11 protein-coding genes and 1 pseudogene are annotated in these 17,819 nt (G+C 65.9%); 9 read left to right on the top strand and 3 right to left on the bottom strand.

Annotated elements, in window-relative coordinates; translation table 11 throughout:
• Positions 1-138: 138 nt before the first annotated feature.
• The 4 genes from HMPREF1137_RS07950 (at position 139) to HMPREF1137_RS07965 (ending at position 3,137) form a co-directional block, all read left to right on the top strand.
• On the top strand, positions 139-501 hold the full coding sequence (locus HMPREF1137_RS07950; RefSeq protein WP_009054091.1) for a GntR family transcriptional regulator: 363 nt from the start codon (positions 139-141) through the stop codon (positions 499-501).
• Positions 502-520: 19 nt separating this feature from the next.
• Positions 521-1,249 (top strand): ABC transporter ATP-binding protein, encoded by a 729-nt coding sequence (locus HMPREF1137_RS07955; protein ID WP_009054093.1) that lies wholly within the window; start codon positions 521-523, stop codon positions 1,247-1,249.
• Positions 1,249-2,061, top strand: coding sequence for a hypothetical protein (locus HMPREF1137_RS07960; protein ID WP_009054078.1), 813 nt, complete (start codon positions 1,249-1,251; stop codon positions 2,059-2,061). The genes HMPREF1137_RS07955 and HMPREF1137_RS07960 overlap by 1 nt, the downstream gene beginning before the upstream one ends.
• Before the next feature lie 86 nt (positions 2,062-2,147).
• Positions 2,148-3,137 carry an AlbA family DNA-binding domain-containing protein gene (locus HMPREF1137_RS07965; protein ID WP_009054073.1) on the top strand — a complete coding sequence of 330 codons (990 nt, stop codon included), beginning with the start codon at positions 2,148-2,150 and terminating at the stop codon, positions 3,135-3,137.
• 761 nt (positions 3,138-3,898) lie between these two features.
• On the opposite strand, the gene HMPREF1137_RS07970 is transcribed toward HMPREF1137_RS07965, so the two are convergent.
• Entirely contained in the window at positions 3,899-5,665 is a 1,767-nt protein-coding gene (locus tag HMPREF1137_RS07970) for a DEAD/DEAH box helicase (protein WP_009054095.1), read from the bottom strand.
• A 253-nt stretch (positions 5,666-5,918) separates the two neighbouring features.
• Between HMPREF1137_RS07970 and HMPREF1137_RS07975 the strand changes: the two genes are divergently transcribed.
• Positions 5,919-6,548: a ferritin-like fold-containing protein gene (locus HMPREF1137_RS07975; protein ID WP_009054087.1), complete on the top strand. Its 630-nt coding sequence runs from the start codon at positions 5,919-5,921 to the stop codon at positions 6,546-6,548.
• A gap of 85 nt (positions 6,549-6,633) precedes the next feature.
• On the opposite strand, the gene HMPREF1137_RS07980 is transcribed toward HMPREF1137_RS07975, so the two are convergent.
• On the bottom strand, positions 6,634-6,861 hold the full coding sequence (locus HMPREF1137_RS07980) for a DUF3107 domain-containing protein (RefSeq protein ID WP_009054085.1): 228 nt from the start codon (positions 6,859-6,861) through the stop codon (positions 6,634-6,636).
• Between the two features lie 78 nt (positions 6,862-6,939).
• Between HMPREF1137_RS07980 and HMPREF1137_RS07985 the strand changes: the two genes are divergently transcribed.
• Both HMPREF1137_RS07985 and HMPREF1137_RS07990 read left to right on the top strand, forming a co-directional pair.
• Positions 6,940-10,128, top strand: coding sequence for a UrvD/REP family ATP-dependent DNA helicase (locus HMPREF1137_RS07985; RefSeq protein ID WP_009054097.1), 3,189 nt, complete (start codon positions 6,940-6,942; stop codon positions 10,126-10,128).
• Between the two features lie 19 nt (positions 10,129-10,147).
• Positions 10,148-13,576 (top strand): ATP-dependent helicase, encoded by a 3,429-nt coding sequence (locus HMPREF1137_RS07990; RefSeq protein WP_034497423.1) that lies wholly within the window; start codon positions 10,148-10,150, stop codon positions 13,574-13,576.
• A gap of 203 nt (positions 13,577-13,779) precedes the next feature.
• Here HMPREF1137_RS07990 and HMPREF1137_RS07995 read toward each other — a convergent pair whose 3' ends face one another.
• A complete protein-coding gene (locus tag HMPREF1137_RS07995; RefSeq protein ID WP_009054075.1) occupies positions 13,780-14,547 on the bottom strand; it encodes a GntR family transcriptional regulator in 768 nt (255 codons plus the stop codon).
• Between the two features lie 308 nt (positions 14,548-14,855).
• Here HMPREF1137_RS07995 and HMPREF1137_RS09785 point away from each other — a divergent pair.
• Positions 14,856-15,039 (top strand): annotated as a pseudogene (locus tag HMPREF1137_RS09785) (5-deoxy-glucuronate isomerase); the annotation flags it as partial.
• 418 nt (positions 15,040-15,457) lie between these two features.
• Complete coding sequence (locus HMPREF1137_RS08005) at positions 15,458-17,074, top strand: MFS transporter (protein ID WP_009054080.1); 1,617 nt, start codon at positions 15,458-15,460, stop codon at positions 17,072-17,074.
• Positions 17,075-17,819: the final 745 nt, after the last annotated feature.

Below are 17,819 nucleotides of genomic sequence, written 5' to 3' on the forward strand. Positions count from 1 at the left end.
GGTTCCGGGCCTCTCTTGCTGTGTGAAGACGTGTGGTTGTATCGGTATGTGGCCCAACTGTATTAGTGGGTTGACACAGTTAGGCATCTGTGTCATTGTATTAGTGTATTAATACAGTAAGACAGGAGGGATGCATCAATGCGCTTTGATGACGCCCGCCCCATCTGGATCCAGCTGGCCGACAACTTCCGCGCCCGTATCACCGACGGCACGTGGAAGCCTGGCCAGAAGATCCCCTCCGTCCGCGACCTCGCCATCGAGGCCGGCACCAACCCCAACACCGTCCAGCGAGCCCTCGCCGCCCTCGACGACGAAGGCCTCACCGTCTCCAAACGGACGGCCGGACGATTCGTCGCCACCGACGACTCTGCACTGCATACCCTCCGCCAGGAGGATGCACGCGCCGCGGCCGACGCGTTCATCCGCGCCTGCCGAGCCCTCGGCGTTGATGTTGAAGGTGCCCACGGCCTCGTCGATGAACGCTGGAACGCGGACCTGTAAACCAGGAGGAAATACTCTCATGACCACCCAACCCACAGGCGCGAGCGTGGCCGGCCCCGGCCTCGTCCAGGTCACCGGCCTGACGAAGAGCTACCGCTCGACCCCCGCCCTGCGCGACTACAACCTGAGCCTGGACTCCGGGCACATCGTCGGCCTCATGGGCCCCAACGGCTGCGGCAAGACCACGCTGCTCAAGATCCTCGCCGGAGTCCTCTCCGACTACGAGGGAACCGTGACCATCGACGGGCATGCGCCCGGCGTCGCCACCAAGGCGATCGTCTCCTACCTGCCCGACGCCGACTTCCTGAACACCGACTGGACCGCTGCGGACGCCATCCGCGTCTACTCCACGTTCTTCGCCGACTTCGATGCCGACAAGGCCTCCTCGATGGTCGACTTCTTCGGACTGCCAACCGACCGCCGCCTCGGCGAGATGAGCAAGGGCATGGGGGAGAAGCTCCAGATCAGCCTCATCATGTCCCGGCGCGCCCGCGTCTACCTGCTCGACGAACCCATCAGCGGCGTCGACCCGGCGACGCGCGACGTGATCCTCGAGGGCATCCTGCGCGAGTTCGACCCCTCATCCCTCCTCATCATGTCCACACACCTCATCTCCGACATCGAACACTTCGTCGACTATGCGCTCTTCATGCAGGACGGACAGGTCCTCCTGCAGGGAGACGCCGACGACCTGCGCGCCTCCCACGGCGATTCCCTCGACGCCATCTTCCGGAAGGAGTACCGCTGATGTTCACCAAACTGCTTGCCTACGAAATCCGGTCGCGCGCCGTCGCGGACGGGCGTTCCTTCGGGGCGTTCATCGTCACTATTGCCGTCGCGTCGGGAATCGTCGCCGCGGGGCTGCCGGGGATCAGCGGCTCCACCGCGGTGCTCGCCTACGCCCTGTGTGCGCTCACGCCGGTCGCCTGCGCGATCGCGGCGATGGCCGACTACTGGAAGACTCTGTACGGGCAGCGCGGCTACTTCACCATGAGCCTGCCGATCTCCGGAAAGGTCGTCTTCTGGGCGAAGAACACCCGCATCATGATTGAGTGCCTCCTGGCCCTCGCCCTGGCCGTCGGCGGAATCCTCGCCGTCGCTTCGGCCGCCGCGTGGAGCGACGGCATTAGCCTCGCGGAGTACACCGCTGGACCGCGTTCGCTCGTGGCCGGAGTTCCCACCTCCACCGTGGTCCTCATGATCGCCGTTCAGGTCATCCTGTCGTTGTCCTGGGTCGTGCAGGCCTGCGCTGCTATGACGATCGGCGCTGAAGGACGCTTCAACCACCTCGGATTCGGCGCCCCCATCATCGGTTTCGTCCTGCTGTACATCGTGAACCAGGTGCTTTCCACGGTTGGTACGTTCTTCCTTCCGCTGTCCGTCACGACTGATGGCCACTTCTCCACAGAGATCATGTGGACCTCGTACCGGGCAACGATGGGAACCGACGGCCACCCGAACGTCATCGGCATCGGCTCCTATGTCCTCGTGCCCCTGTTCGCCCTGATCCTGGGCCTGTGGGCCTCCCGCTCGATCGAGAAGCACACGTCCTTGCGCTGAGAGCATCATGCGCTGAGGGGCTGTCGGCGGTGGGATAGGGTTGTTGCATCCGATCCCGCCGCCGACTTGTTGTGTGAGGAGCACTCATGACCGCTGAGGGACCCCGCTTTGGGGCCACACCCCAGAATCCCGACCTGCTGCGCTGGATTGGCATTCAGGTCATGCTGCTCGTGATCGCCTGGGTGATCGGCATGGTCGTGCGACGCCTCCTGGCCTCGCGCATGACGATGTCCACGGCCTCGGCGACCCTCACCGGCCTCGGGGGCCTGTGGGGTGGCCTGCTGGTCGCGGGCTGGATCTTCTCGTCTTCCGACATGTGGCGCCCCGCGATGATCGGTGTGGCCGCGGCGGTGGCCCTCGTCGTGGTCGTCATCGTCTCCCTAATCGTCGCGTACCTGCATCCGCGGCCCGGCCTCGAGCCCATCGCCGAGGTCGCCAAGCGCGGCGAATCCGACTCCCTCGAATTCAAGTCCAGCGCCCGCTGGAACATGCGGGCCGGCAAGCGCGACGACGCCATGGAGACCGTCATCGCGAAGACGGTCGCCGCGTTCATGAACTCCGGAGGCGGTACTCTCCTCATCGGCGTGGACGACGACGGGCGCCTCATCGGACTCGGGCCCGACTACGCGACCCTCAAGACCCCGGACGCCGACCGCTTCGAGCTGTGGATCCGCGACCTGTGGGGCCAGCGCCTGGGCACCAACGCGGCCGCGCTGCCCCTCCTCGACTTCGCCGAGGCCTCGGACCCCCAGGAGGGCTACGAGCGCCAGGAGGTGTGTCGGGTGACCATCCCGCCGTCCACGCGCCCCGTGTACCTGAAGGGCCCCAAGGGTAAGGGCGAGGCCGAGCTGTGGGTGCGCGTCGGCAACTCGACGCGGCGTCTCGAGGTCGCCGACGCCGTGCAGTACGTGGCCACGCGCTGGCCTGAATCCGTGCGCGTTTCGCCCCTGACCCGCATCCGCCTGTTCCTCACCATGAGCCGCCACCGCGACACCCCCACCCGCCTGCCGCGCGTCGTCGAGCGCGTCCTCACGGAGCGCGCGAAGCACGGGGGTGGGGTGTCCGAGGGGGAGTGAGCTGGGGCGGTTAGACTGGCGCCTGGCGTTTGGGCTTGCCGATGGGGCAGTGCCGCCGCGTGTGTACTTGTTGCTAAGTGGTGTTACACCACTTAGAGGGGTATTACACCGGCTCGGAGGTGGTGTAATGCTCCCTAACTGGTGTAATGCTCCCTAAGTGGTGCAGCACTGCATGGCCTGGGCCTGTTGAGCGTCGGTGGGGGTCGTAGGCGTCGCCCAGTGCCACGACGGGGCTGGTGGCTGGGTGGCATTGCACTAGTTAGCGCAGCATTGCACTGGATAGCAGTCAGTGCAATGCTCTCCTATCTAGTGCATCGCTGCTGTATCTAGTGCAGCGCTGCCTGGCCAGGGCCTGTTGGACGCCGGCATGTGCAGTGTTAGCGTGGAAACCCGCGCGCAAGCTTGTTAGTGATGAGGTGGTGCACCCGATCCGTAGGCATTACACCCCTTCTGATCGGGTGCACTGCGACGGATCGGGTGCAGCGCGACGGATCGGGTGCAGCGCTGCCTGGCCGGGCCCAGTTGGACGCCGGCATGTGCAGTGTCAGCGAGGAAACCCGCGTACAAGCTTGTAACCGATGAGGTGTTACACCCGATCGGGAAGATTCAACCCCTTCTGATCTGGTTGAATCTTCCCTAACGGGTTGAATGTTCCCGATCAGGTTGAATCTTGCCGTACCCTGAGGTCGCAAACAGCGGAGGGGCCCAAGCCTTGCGGCTCGGACCCCTCCTCATGTCGTATCAGTGCGACGCTTACAGCCTCACTCGCCGCCCTTGCGGCGGCGGATGCGCTTGCGGGCGCGGGGTGCGCCCTCAGATGCCTCACCCGCATGCTGCGAGTGCTCGCCGCGGCCACGGCCACGCGTGCCGCGGTCGGAGCGGCCGCCCTTGCCGGCGTTCAGCGTGCGATCGCCGTCCTGGGAGCCGCGACGCGACCCGCGCGAACGCGACGCGTCGGAGGAAGCAGCTGAACCACCACGCGACGAACGACCGCGGCCACCACGTGAGCCACCACGCGAGCCACCGGAACCCGAACGCGAGCCGCCACGGCCTCGTCCCTCGGAGCGGGGAGCGGAACCGCCCAGGTCCTCGAGGACCTCGGCGTCCAGGCCCGCGCGCGTGCGCTTGGCGCGCGGCAGACGACCGGTCGTGCCCTCCGGGATATCCAGGTCGGTGAACAGGTGGGGAGAGGTGTGGTAGGTCTCGAGCGGATCCGGCACACCCAGGCCCAGGGCCTTGGAGATCAGCGACCAGCGCGGCGTGTCGTCCCAGTCGACGAAGGTGACGGCCGTGCCCGAGTTACCGGCGCGGCCCGTGCGGCCGATGCGGTGGATGTAGATCTTCTCGTCTTCGGGGCACTGGTAGTTGATGACGTGCGTGACGTCGTCGACGTCGATGCCTCGCGCGGCGACGTCGGTGGCGACCAGGACGTCGACCTTGCCGTTACGGAAGGCGCGCAGGGCCTGCTCGCGGGCGCCCTGGCCCAGGTCGCCGTGCAGCGAGCCGACCGCGAAACCGCGGGCGGTCAGGTCCTCGCCGAGGCGGGCGGCGGTGCGCTTGGTACGGCAGAAGATGACGGTGCGGCCGCGGCCCTCCGCCTGGAGGATGCGGGCGACGACCTCGACCTTGTTCATGGCGTGAACGCGGTAGATGACCTGCTTGACCGTGTTGACGGTCTGGTTCTGGTCGTCGGGGTCCTGTGCACGGATGTGGGTGGGCTGGACCATGAAGCGGCGGGCGAGGGCCACGACGGGGCCGGGCATGGTGGCGGAGAACAGCATGGTGTGGCGGTTCTCGGGGACGCGGCTGAGCAGCGTCTCGACGTCGGGCAGGAAGCCCAGGTCGAGCATTTCGTCGGCCTCGTCGAGGACGACGGTCTCGACGCCGGACAGGTGCAGGTGGCCCTTGCGCAGCAGGTCGATGAGGCGGCCGGGCGTGCCCACGACGATGTCGGCGCCACGCTCGAGAGCCTCGATCTGGGGTTCGAAGGCGACGCCGCCGTAGATCTCAACGATGCGGGTCGACAGGTACTTGGCGGCTTCGCGCAGGTCCTGGGCGACCTGCTTGGTGAGTTCGCGGGTCGGCAGGATAATGAGCGCCTGCGGCTTGTTCGGGTTGAGGAGGTCCTCGTAGCCCTCTTCGTCGGGCGCGATGACGTCCTCGAGGACGGGGATGCCGAAGCCGAGGGTCTTGCCGGTGCCGGTCTTGGCCTGGCCGATGATGTCGTGGCGGTCCAGCGCGGGGCCGAGGGTGAGGGCCTGGATCGGGAAGGGGTGCGTGATGCCCTTGTCTTCGAGGGCGTCGACGATCGGGTCGGTGACGCCGAAGTCGGCGAAGGACTTCTTGTCGAGATCCTCGCCCTTGCCGGAAATGTCCGGGGTGGCTTCTTCGACCTCGGGGGCTGCGGGCTTGATGTTGCCGAGGCGGACGACGCCTGCGGAGTATTCGACGGACGAGGCCGGGGTGGCCTTCTCGGTGGTGTCAACGTCGGTGGTGGGCACAGTTGCCTCAGTGCTCGTGTTGGTCACGATCTACCTTGTCTCCCGGGCTTTTCCGGGGTTGGGGTCGGTGCCGATCGCGCATTATCTGGCGCGGGGATTCTCGTCCGCGCGTACGTGTTATGTCTCAAGAATGCGACCGGTCTTCCGGTGGTCACCTTTCAGTGTAATGGTGTGTGAGGAGTTCGCGGGGGAGGGGCTGGTCACAGAGACAGGCACTAATCGGGAAGAACAGGGTCCCATGCGGCGGGCCGTGGAGCTTGTCAGGCACTATGCTGGAGTCATGGCACACGAGTTTGAATCCGTCCCCGCCGACGACGCCGAAGTCCTTGGTATTCTCGCCTATTCGTCGCTCGCGTTCATGACGCGCCTGGCGAAGGACGGCGAGCAGGCCCCCACGTTCGAGGCCCACGTGGAGCATGCGCGCATGGCGGCGCGCTGCTTCAAGCTCTACCAGCAGCTGGAGCTGTGGAGTGAGCACCGCGGCTTTGATCTGCTGGCGGCTGGTGATGCGTTCTCGGGCGCGTACGACGATCTGGATGCGCGCACGCGTCCGACGACGTTCGCGGAGCGCGCTGTCAAGACGTTCATTACCCGCGGCATGCTGGGCGACATGCTGATTCGCGTCGCGCAGGTGCACGGTCTGTTTGAGGGGATCGAGGACGTGTGGCCCTTCGAGCAGGGGCACTGGGTGCGCGCACACCTGGGCCCGCAGATCGAGGCGGACGAGCAGCTGTCGGCGCGCCTGTCCCTGTGGGGTCGACGCGTGGCGGGCGAGGCCCTCGGCCTGGTGCGCGCGACGCTGTTCACCTACCCGTCGCTGGCTGCGTCCCCGGAGAACGTCGATGAGATCACGGAGTACGTGATTAAGCGCCACGGGGAGCGCATGAAGGACATTCACCTGAAGGCCTGAGGCCACAGGGTATAGACGAGGCCGGGGTTCCTCGGGCGGTATGGTGTCCGCTCGGGTTCCCCGGCCTCGTTCGTCTGGGCGCGAATCAGTGGATCGCGAAGCCGACGCGGCGCTCGGTCTTGGCGGCGATCTGCACGTATGCGAGGGCGTGGGCGGGCACGAGGGTGCGCTGGCCCTTGGTGTCGGTGAGGTCGAGGACGCCGTGGGCGGAGGCAAGGGCCTCGTTGACCTTGGCCATGAGCTCGTCTTCGCTCATGTCGATGTCGAAGCCGAGCTGGCGCGTGTTGCCGCGGATGCCGATGAAGATCTCCATGATGACTCCTAGCTGGTAAATATCGTCATGGCCATCATATGTGCCGCAGATGTGGGTGGGGTCTGCGAGTATTGCGTTATGAGCGAAATTCAGGTCAGGTTGCGCAGCCGCAGTGCCGATTGGTGGCGTCTGCCGGAGCTGAACGCACGCCAGCGTGCGGTCGTGGACGCGGCGCGTTCGGGCGACGTGATTGCGCGTGGTGCGCCGTCGTCGGGCCGCTCGACGTGTGCCCTGGCGGTGTTCGAGCAGGCGGCCTCCCAGGGCCGCTCCGCGCTGATTCTTGCTCCCGATCGCACGCGCGCCGACGTGCTGACTCCGCGCGCGCAGGCGCTTGGCCTGGATGTGGTTCGCCCGGTGCGCACGCCCGCCTCCTTCGCCTATCAGGTGGTGGCCACGTGGCGCACCCAGCGCGACGTGCCGTTGGAGGGGGTCGAGCTGGTGACGGGCGCGGCCCAGGACCAGATGCTCGCCGAGGCCCTGGAGTCCGTGGAGGCCCCGTGGCCCGAGGACATTGGCCCGCAGATGCGCGCGATGCCGGCGTTCCGCGCTGAGCTGCGTAACCTCGTGGCCCGCGCGGGCGAGGCTGGGATGGACGCGGCCGAGTTGTCCGAGGCCGGGGTCCGGTTTGGCCGTCCGGAGTGGCAGGGTGCGGGCGCGATAGTCGCCGCGCTGGAGGAGGGGCCCGAGCGTTCCCCGGAGTATCCGCGCACCCTGCGCGTGGACCTGTCGCGTATCCAGGCGCTCGCGGCCGACCTGATTGACGCATGGGAGCAGGACGCGCCGAAGCGCGGTGTGCAGGCGCCGTGCCCGGTGCCCGATGTGGTGATCGTCGATGACCTGCAGGATTGCACGCCTTCGACGCTGAGGTTGCTGGAAGCCTGCCGCGACGCGGGCGCGCGGATCGTCGCTTTCTCGGATTCCGATGTGGCCGTGGCCGGATATCGCGGCGGCGAGCCGCACCTGGACCGCAGGCTTGCTAGTGCTCTTGGTGTCGAGATCGCTGAGCTGGGCCAGGTCTACGACATGTCCCGCGCCGTGCGGGAGCTGGCGCGCCAGGCATGCGCGCGCATCGCACAGTCCGGATCGCCCGCCCGGCGCGAGGCCGACGTCGCAGACGATGCCTCCCAGGGACGTCTGTTCACGCACCTGGGTGCGACGCCCTCGCAGATGGGCGCGCTCATCGCGCGCGCCCTCAGGTCCCACCACCTGCACGACGGCATTGACTTTTCGGATCAGGTCGTCATCGTGCGCAGTGCGTCGATGGTCGCCGAAACACGCCGCTACCTGGAGCGCGGCGGCGTGCCCGTCGCGGGAGGCAGTCGCGCCTTCGACTTTGCAACACAGCCGACCACGCGCCTGCTCCTGGATCTCGTGACCATGCCGACGGGCCAGAGCGACACGGATGTGGCCGTGCGCCGCGAACTCGCCGAGCGCCTCCTGCCGTCGCCCCTCGTGCGCGCCGACGCGCTCGCGGTCCACCGGCTGCTGCGCCGCCTGAACGCCGCGCGTGCCCAGGCCGCCGAGGAGGCGGGCGACGAGGCCGCGCCGATTCCTCTGACGATGGCCGACCTCGTCAGTGACCCGCAGACCTGGCGGCCCGACCTGGAGCAGGCTGAACAGACGGGCGGCAAGCGCGCTCGCGCCGCCGCAATGCTCGCACGTCCGCTCGAGACGGCCGTGCGCCTGTGGGAGCTGGGGATGAATGGGAGCGCTCGCCCCCAGGAACGCCTGTGGTCGCTCTGGGAGGCATCCGGGGTGGCGGGCGAGTGGCGCTCGCGGGCCATCGCATCGGACGACTCGTCGGGCTGGTACGACGACCAACTCGACGCCGTCGTGGCCCTCCTGCGCGTTGCCGACGTGTGGGAGCAGCGAAACCCCGCCGGCTCGGCCGTACGCTTCGCCTCCGAGCTGCTGGCTGGCTCGGTCCCTATTGACACGATTTCGCGCGTGGGCGTGCGCCCGGGCGGTGTCGAAGTACTTACCCCCGCGCAGGCGATGGGGCGCCACTGGCAGGTCGTCGTCCTCGCTGGCCTGCAGGATGGGGCCTGGCCGAACCTGCGCCTGCGCGATCGGATCCTGCGCGCCGACCTGCTCGCAGACGTGGGTGCAGGCCGCGTCGCCGTGGGCGAGGATGGGCGAGAGGAACTCATCGACTCGACGCGCCAGGCCCGGCGCGCGGTGCTGGACGACGAATACCGCCTCTTCGTCGCGGCCCTGACGCGCGCGCGGTGCGTCGTGCATGCCGGCGCGGTGCGCTCGGAGGATGCCGCGCCTTCGGTGTTTTTTGATCTGGTGGCGCGTTTGGCAGGCACGCCTCGAGAGAACGACATTGTGCCGGTAGACCAGGTGGACGCGCCTCTGTCCCTATCTGGGCACATCGCGGACCTGCGGGCGCGCGCGGCCAGCCCCGATAACCCGGCAGACGCGCAGCTCGCCGCCACCCTGCTGGCCCTGATGGCGCGCGAAGACGTGCTCTCCGCGCAGCCGCAGCGGTGGCTGGGCGCGGGCGGTACGCCCACGACTGACGAGGAATACGCGGGTGAGCTCACGCTGTCTCCCTCGCAATTCGAGCGCGCGCTGGCGTGCCCGCTGCGCTGGTTTCTCACCACCGTCGGAGCTGATGGCCCATCGAGCGCGGCAGCCAGCCTCGGCACCCTTATTCACGCCGTCGCCGAGGAACACCCGCACGGCACGCCGGAGGAACTCACCGAGGCGCTCGAGGCTCGCATCGAGGAGCTGGGTTACAACCTGGACACGTGGGCGGGGCGGCACTCGGATCGTCGTGCGCGTGCCATCGTTGAGAACCTGGCGTCATACCTCGTGGGCGTTCCCGGCAGGGTGGACGTCGAGCAGAAGGTCGAGGCGCAGGTTGAAGGTGTGACTATCCGGGGCCGGATGGACCGCATCGAGTACGTTGATGAGGGCGTGCGCGTGACGGACCTCAAAACGGGGAGCAATTCGGATCCGTATCGAAAGGTTGACGAGAACGCGCAGCTGGCGGCTTACCAGCTGGCGCTTCTTGCCTCAGGTGAGGACGTTGCGGGCGCTCGCATCGCGCTGCTCGGCACGAAGAAGAAGCCTCAGACGTTCGATCAGAAGCCACTGCAGGGTGAGGCGCTTGCACAGTGGCGCAACAAGGTTCGTGAGGTCGCTGCGTCCGCGCGAGGCCCCTACTTTGAGGCGCGTCCCTCGGATGCGGCCTGCGCGTACTGTTGTTTCGATCGGCTGTGCCCGGCACGCGAGCGCGGCCACAAGGTGGTGGAGTGACGTGGACAAGGACAGAGCGATGAATCTTGGTGCCCTGCAGATCCAGGCAATCGTCGACGCGACGAAGACGCCGACGCCCGAGCAGGTGCGTGTGGTCGAGGCTCCGCGCCGCCCGCTCCTCGTCGTCGCGGGCGCCGGGTCGGGCAAGACCGAGACCATGTCGATGCGGGTCCTCTGGCTCCTGGCGAACCACCCGGACCTGACCCCGTCATCGATCCTTGGCCTCACCTTCACGCGCAAGGCCGCCGGCGAGCTGGGGGAGCGCCTGCGTGAGCGCATCCGACTGCTCTCTCGCGAGATGCCCCAGCTGCGTGAGCGCCTCGACGAGGACCCGGTGGCGCTGACCTACAACTCCTTCGCGGAGCGCATCGTCTCCGAGCACGGTATGCGCATCGGCCTCGATCCGGATTTTTCGATGCTGTCCGAGGCCGGGGCGATCGACCTCATGACGCAGATCGTTGAGTCGTGGCCCACCGACCTGGATGATGAGCTCACCCCGGCCGGCGTCGTTGGAAAGGTCCTGCACCTCGCGGGCGAAATTGCGGAGCACGGCTATACAGTGGAGAGTGCGCGCGAGGCCCTGGAGGAGTTTGGGCGCGAGCTCGAGCAGGTGGGGCGCGGGAACGAGAAGTCTCGCAAGGCCATGGATGTGAACTCGCGTCGCATCGCCTTCTTGGGCCCGATCGCCGCCTTCCAGCAGCGGAAACGCGAGATGGGCGTCCTGGATTTTTCCGATCAGCTGGTCCTGGCCACGCGTATCGTGCGCGAGGCGCCGGCGGTTCGTGCGTCCCTGCGCGAGGAATTCCGCGCGGTCCTGCTCGACGAGTTCCAGGACACCTCGGTGATCCAGATGGAACTGCTGTCGATGCTCTTCTCAGATCATGCGGTCACCGCAGTGGGAGACCCGAATCAGGCGATTTACGGCTGGAGGGGTGCCTCGGCCTCGTCCCTTGAGTCCTTCTTGGATCGGTTCCAGACGGGTGAGGCGGAGGAGAGTCAGACCCTCACCCTGTCGACTGCCTGGCGTAACGACGTGTCGATCCTGGACGCTGCGAATAGGGTGGCGGCGCCCCTGCGTGAGGTGCCCTCCTTCCAGGTGGGCAAGCAGGAGCTCAAGGCGCAGTCCCCCGTCCTGGTTCCCCGGGGTGGGGCGGGGCCCGGAGCCGTCGACATTGCTTTCACGCAGGATTACGACGAGGCGCTCGGCGCGATGGTCGATTTCGTGCAGCGGGTGCGCTCGCAACCGGTTAAGGACGGCAAGCGGCGCAGCGTCGCCGTGTTGAGCAGGCAGCGTCGGGACTTTCCGTTGATCGACGATGCCCTGCGTGAGGCTGGGATCCCGACGGAGATCGTGGGCCTGGGTGGTCTGCTCGATCAGCCTGCCGTGCAGGATGTGCGCGCCGCCTTGGAACTGGCATACGACGTGGAGGCATCCCCGTGGCTGGCTCGTCTGCTGGCTGGCATTGACCTGGGTGCGGCCGACCTGATGGCGCTGGGTGACTGGGCGCGTTTCCTGGCACGTCAGGAGGGTGTTCACCCTCATCAGGCGATCCTTTTGGATGCGGTGGATTCCCCTCCGAAGCCCGGGTGGGCGGCCGAGGGACATCCTGCGATCAGCGAGGAGGCGGTGCGCCGCGTGCGCCTGTTGGCTGAGCGACTGCGTCAGGTCCGTGAGGGGGTGGGGCGTTCGATCACCGAGCAGGTCGAGCGCGCGATCCTCATCATGGGCACCTTGGACGACGTGATTGCGGACCCACTGTCGATGGGAGGCCGCGCCGCACTCGATGAGTTCATTTCTGTGGCTGCAGCCTACGAGCAAGAGACTCCGGGTGCGTCCCTTGGGTCTTTCCTGGCGTATCTGGACATGGCGGAGAAGCGTGAGGACGGACTGGATGCTCCGCTGGGCGAGCCGGACCCGAACGCCGTGCAGATCCTGACCGTCCACGGCTCGAAGGGCCTTGAATGGGATGGGGTTGTGGTGTTTGGGCTGGCCGATGGCTCGTTCCCCCTGTACAAGAGCAAGAGTCGACCGTGGACGGATGGTCCTCCCGCGAACACGGCGTGGGTGACCGACGCCGGCTCGTTGCCGCATCCGTTGCGAGGGGATCGAGCAGATCTGCCGCCTTTTGAGTTCGACGTTGAGGGGGCAAAGAATCCGTCGACTGCCTTCAAGCAGTGGCTGGAGGGCGAGTACGGTGCTTCCCTCGGGGAGCACGCGGAGCGCGAGGAGCGTCGCCTGGCCTACGTGGCCATGACACGTGCGCGCAGCGCTCAGCTGTTGGTGGGCTCCTGGACGTCTGGGTTCAATAAGAAGGTGACGCATCCGTCGCGCTATCTGATGGATGCCAGTGCCCAGCTCTTCGAGCACACGCCTGGCGCCTCGTCGGGCACGGTCGGTGCCATCGAAGACCCGCAGATGTGGTCCAACGGGCGGTGGCGTGACCACGCCGTGAAGTCCTCGGTGGGGGAGGGCAGGTGCTTGATGATGCCTGTCCCCCAGGCCGAGGAAGGTAGTGAACAGGGCGCGGTTGTGCGGGTGTTTGAGACCTTCCCGCAGGAGCCGGGTCCCTCGCGTCAGCGCGTTGCGGCTGCCGCTGCAGCAGTGCAGGCGCAGATCGACGCGATGCCTCAGGATCAGGACGTCTACGAGGCCTTGGCGCAGCTGGGGGATGACCCCGCGGTGCGCGATACGGTCGCCCTCATCGAGGAATACCACCTGTCCCGGCAGACGCCCGTCCTCGATCTGTGGGCGGAGCGCGTTCCCGCGACCTCCGTGTCGGCCCTCCTGCAGGACGCGGATGAGTTCGCGCGAGATATGCGCCGACCCATGCCGGCTCGCCCCAGCTCGTTCTCCGCGCTGGGCACGGTGTTTCACGCGTGGGTGGAGCGCGAGCTTCACCTCGCGAGCGCGGATCCGGCCTCGGAGATCACCGCGGGCAACGAGGTGGGTGCGGGTGAGGATGCCGCTCTGGCCGGCGGCGACGACGCGGCGGACGAGGCCCTGCTGACGGATGGTGAGCGTGAGCGTCTCGAGCGCCTGCGCGCGAACTTCCGCGCCTTTGTCGCGAACGAGCTGTCGGACTACCGGGCCGTTGCGATCGAGGAGGCCTTCTCGGTGGAGGTGGGCGGAGTGTCCGTCCAGGGGCGCATCGACGCCGTGTTCGAGCGAGTCAGCGGCGACGGTCCCCGCTACCTGGTCGTCGACTGGAAGAGTGGACGCCCGGTGAGCGCGGCGACCAAGCCGGACAAGGTCGCGTACTTCGTGACTCAGCTGCGCCTGTACCGGCGTGCGTGGGCCGCCCGCATGGGCGTGGACGCGTCCGAGGTGGGTGCAATGGTCGCCTTCCTGGCGGGTCCCTCGCACCACACGCTCGAGAGCCTTGAGGCCATGCTGGGGGAGGACACCGCATCCCTGGACGAAGCGCTGAAGGAAGTATTGCGTCCATGATCATGCACCCCGAACAATTACGAGTTTTGCTCGTGTAATCAGATTTGCGCAATTGTCATTTAAGGTAAGAGCAAAGTGGTGGGCGGTGTCATGGGGTGTAAGCACTTCTTCGTAATTGCTTCCGACTCTCGCGGCAAACAACAAGTCTACGGGGACTGCTTCTGGCTTTCGACGATTTATTAGGACAAAGTATCAATACCCTGTCACTGGGCGAAAAGGCTAGCCTCGAAGGAGTATCGCGATGCGCGGTAGATGTGGTCGCCGTACTCGACAATGCGTCCCGAGGGGTCGTATGTCGTGCGCTGGGTCGTCAGTAGGGCGGCGCCGCGGTGCTCGGACAGGAGCTTGGCTTCCTTTGTTGTCGCGCTGCGGGCGCCGATCACCTGGCGGGCCGAGGCCAGGGTGACCCCGCGCTCGCGCATCAGGTCGTAGAGGGAGGCGGACTCGAGCTCCTGCATGGTCGGCGCGATGTCCGTCGGGATGAAGTTGGTAAGCACGGCGATCGGCTCGTCGTTGGCAAAACGCGTGCGCTCAATGTGGACGATGAGTGTTCCCTCGGTGATCTTGAGGACGTCGGCTTCCTGAGCGTTGGCAGGGCGCGCCTCGTAGCGCTGGATCGTCGTGTGGACCTTGTGGCCGGCGTTGACAAGGTCGCGCATGAGGGAGGTGAGCTCCATGGGGCGGTGAACGTGGCGCGGGGACACGATTGTACCGACGCCGCGGCGGCGCGTCAGGAGGCCGCGGTCAACGAGGCGCTGGAGCGCCTGTCGTGCCGTGGGGCGGGAGACATGCAGTCGCGCAGCCATAGACAGTTCGTCCTCCAGGCGCGTGTCCGCAGGCAGGGCGCCGGAGTTGATGAGCTGTGCGATGGGTTCTGAAATCTGGAAGTACAGCGGCACGGGGGAGGAACGGTCCAGCGTGATGTCTGGAACGTAGGGGGTGTTCTCCGAGGTGGGCGATGCTTTCGACATGTCAAACCTTCGTGTGCGGCGCAATGACGTGTTAATTAAATATGGTTACATGGTATCAGTGTTGATGTTGGAGGGGGGCGATGTTCTGTTGCATATTGTGTGGACAAAGCGTGACGATTGTTTGTCGAGTGCGCCCTTGGATCCTCAGCTTAATGGGCTACTCTGATGGAGGGGAAGGACACGCTCATGTTCTTTGACTGCCACTATGTCGAAATTATGACAATGGGCGTTCAGGCATCGACATCTTTCCACTCCAAAACAGCGCATATTGTGAAGACGACGCCTACTAGCGCAAGAGCCAGGTCCGCGTCGACGTGTGCTGCGAGGTCTACGACGGCGATGTTGCCCCCGTGCGCCACGGCTACCTCGGTCCCTGCGTCGCAGCCCCCGGCTACGACATGTACTACCTGAACGTCATGGCCGGTCTGAACGAGGACCTCGTGTGGCTTGCCCCCCGACAACCCGGCCCACCACTGGATCCGCGCGACCTGGGTACACCTGGAAGAGGGCGCCTCCCCATGGACATGTAAGAAAGCCGCGAAAGGATTACCCACGAGCAACGAAGACTACAAGGGAACCGCGCGCCTGACGGTCGCACTGGCGATCATTCGCTTCCTGTCCAACCAGTACACCGGGCGCGACGGCGTTGAACTCCTGAAGGGGCAGCTTCCTGAGTGGAGGAGTAGGGACGCCGTTCCTGCCCTCCGTGCTATACAGCCATAGGTGTGGGCTTGAGTGCGCCGGCGACGAGGTGTTTGCGGGCGCCTTGACCTTGATATCCTCAAGGGGTGCGACCGTCGTCCGTCTGATATCTGCCGGGAAGCGGTGCGTACACGGGCGCGGCATTATGCTAAAGGTGCTGTCTCGTTCATCCGGATCGCTCCGACGAGGAAGTGCAGAGGAGAACCATATGCCACACACTCCAACGATTGATGACTACACGCCCGACAGGGTGCGCGAGCTCGTCGAGAAGACCCCCGCTTCCGGTGCGAAGCGCTCCCTGGGCGCAATTGCCGCCATCGCGACGCTGGGCTCTCTCCTCTTCGGCTATGACACCGGCGTTGTCGCTGGCGCCCTGCCATACATGTACATGCCCGGAGGCGCTGGCGGTCTGAACATGACCACCTTCGAAGAAGGCTGGGTCGGCGGCCTGCTGTGCATCGGTGCTGCCGCCGGTGCGTTCTTCGGCGGACGCCTCTCCGACCGCTTTGGTCGCCGCCATAACATCACGTTGCTCGCCATCATCTTCCTGTTCGGTGCCATCGGCTGCGCGATTGCCCCGAACATCTGGGTCCTCTACCTGGCGCGTATCATCCTTGGGTTCGCGGTTGGTGGCGCTTCCGCGACGGTTCCTGTCTTCCTCAGCGAAACTGCTCCCAAGCGGCTGCGCGGTTTCCTTGTCGCGACGGATCAGATGATGATCGTCTTTGGCCAGTTCCTGGCCTTCTCTATGAACGCTGTCATCGCTCACATGCAGGGTGGTCCCACTGTCACCTTGACCGGTGATGCCGTGGATGCATCCGGGCACGTGCTCGGCCACGCTGGCACGTCTGTCGCGTGGGAGACCGTCCAGGCCGCCGTCAATATTGCGGATGTCGCCGGCACGGGCAATGGTCTGACCTGGCGCTACATGCTCATCCTGTGCTCGCTGCCCGCTATCGCCCTGTGGATCGGTATCCGCTCTGTGCCCGAGTCCTCGCGCTGGTACGCAGCTAATCTGCGCATCGTCGAGGCCATTGGCTCCCTCAAGCGTGTACGCGATGAAAAGAAGGATGACGTCGCCGGCGAGCTCAACGAGATGCTCGATGTCCAGCGCGCCGAGTCCAAGCAGGAAAAGTGGTCGCTGTCCCAGATCCTCAAGGTCAAGTGGGCACGCAAGCTCCTCTACATTGGTATCGTCCTGGGTATCGCCGACCAGCTGACGGGCATCAACACGGCCATGTACTACACGCCGAAGATCCTCAACGCCGCCGGTGTTCCCATGGAAGACGCGATCACCCTGAACGTCGTCTCGGGTGGTATCTCCGCGATCGGTTCTGCCGTCGGCCTGTGGCTCGTCGCCCGCTTCGCTCGCCGTCACGTGGGTATGTATCAAGAGCTCGGCATCACGATTTCTCTGGCTGCGCTGTCTGCCGTGTTTGCAGTCTTTATCAGCCCCTACTTGGATGGCGAGGGAAATATCTCCGGTGCCCCGACCTTCGCGCCCTGGCTCGTTCTTGGCATCGTCTGCATCTTCGTGTTTATCAAGCAGTCCGGAACGGTGTCCTGGGTTCTCGTCTCCGAGATCTACCCGGCCGCTGTCCGTGGCACTGCCCTCGGTATTGCGGTGGGTACTCTGTGGCTTGCCAACGCGCTCGTAGCCGTTGTTTTCCCACCGCTCATGGCGACCGTCGGTGGCGCTGGTACGTACGCGATCTTCGCAGCCATTAACTTCCTCTCGTTCCTCTTCTACTGGAAGGTCGTTCCCGAGACGAAGTTCCACTCGCTGGAGGAACTGGAACTGAAGTTCCAGAAGGACTACTCCTGAGAACGAATAGTTCACGTCCGTGTGCCCGGTGGGGAGGCCGTCCCACCGGGTACACCTGTTTGTTGAACGGATAGGAAGGGCGATGACGACACCGCAACATCGGAGTGCACGTCGCCCGACTCGCTGCCAGTTGGTTGTGTTGAGGAGGGTGTGAGCGTTGGCGCTCCGTGCGCCCGCGAGCGACGGCGCTGGTGGGGGCGGCGTGGATCAGTGATGAACGTGTGACATGTGGATAGGTTGTGACGTTACGGATAGGTTAGGCGCATCCGGATAGGTTATTAACCTATCCGGATCGAAATAACCTATTCGCGTTGAGATAACCTATCCGCACATACTCGTCATGGCGTCGCTCTGTGAGGAGAACACGGCGTCCGTCGTATGGCTGACCTGAGGGAGAGCGCTGTCGGTCCCGCCCAGCTCGCATGCAACGGGGGGAATGGCGTCATTAGGACTCCGACACGCCGGCGACACGCCGGTGGAAGGCTTCATATGGCGCAAAAGCCCCTTTGCCGGTCCGCTTGGAGGGCGGCGCGAGGCCTGCTGGAGTGGAAGTGGCTGCGGTGCCGGTGGGTGGTGGCAGGGCCGGTGGGTAAGAGGCCGCCCGACTGGAGGGCGGCGCGAGGCCTGCTGGGGTGGAGGCGGCTGCGGCGCCGGTGGGCGGTGGCAGGGCTAGGGCGGGCCTCGAGATCGAGCACTCCGAGCGAAGCTCGCGTGTGGCGATCTCGCGGGCGGGCCGCCGCCCACC

It is taken from the genome of Actinomyces sp. ICM39, from assembly GCF_000282935.1.
GTDB classification, from domain to species: Bacteria; Actinomycetota; Actinomycetes; order Actinomycetales; family Actinomycetaceae; genus Pauljensenia; species Pauljensenia odontolytica_B.

What these genes read in the sequence shown, in the direction of transcription:
- HMPREF1137_RS07950 (WP_009054091.1), top strand. Translation starts at nt 139, where the DNA reads ATGCGCTTTGATGACGCCCGCCCCATCTGGATCCAGCTGGCCGACAAC.
- HMPREF1137_RS07955 (WP_009054093.1), top strand. Translation starts at nt 521, where the DNA reads ATGACCACCCAACCCACAGGCGCGAGCGTGGCCGGCCCCGGCCTCGTC.
- HMPREF1137_RS07960 (WP_009054078.1), top strand. Translation starts at nt 1,249, where the DNA reads ATGTTCACCAAACTGCTTGCCTACGAAATCCGGTCGCGCGCCGTCGCG.
- HMPREF1137_RS07965 (WP_009054073.1), top strand. Translation starts at nt 2,148, where the DNA reads ATGACCGCTGAGGGACCCCGCTTTGGGGCCACACCCCAGAATCCCGAC.
- HMPREF1137_RS07975 (WP_009054087.1), top strand. Translation starts at nt 5,919, where the DNA reads ATGGCACACGAGTTTGAATCCGTCCCCGCCGACGACGCCGAAGTCCTT.
- HMPREF1137_RS07980 (WP_009054085.1), bottom strand. Translation starts at nt 6,861, where the DNA reads ATGGAGATCTTCATCGGCATCCGCGGCAACACGCGCCAGCTCGGCTTC.
- HMPREF1137_RS07985 (WP_009054097.1), top strand. Translation starts at nt 6,940, where the DNA reads ATGAGCGAAATTCAGGTCAGGTTGCGCAGCCGCAGTGCCGATTGGTGG.
- HMPREF1137_RS07990 (WP_034497423.1), top strand. Translation starts at nt 10,148, where the DNA reads ATGAATCTTGGTGCCCTGCAGATCCAGGCAATCGTCGACGCGACGAAG.
- HMPREF1137_RS07995 (WP_009054075.1), bottom strand. Translation starts at nt 14,547, where the DNA reads ATGTCGAAAGCATCGCCCACCTCGGAGAACACCCCCTACGTTCCAGAC.
- HMPREF1137_RS08005 (WP_009054080.1), top strand. Translation starts at nt 15,458, where the DNA reads ATGCCACACACTCCAACGATTGATGACTACACGCCCGACAGGGTGCGC.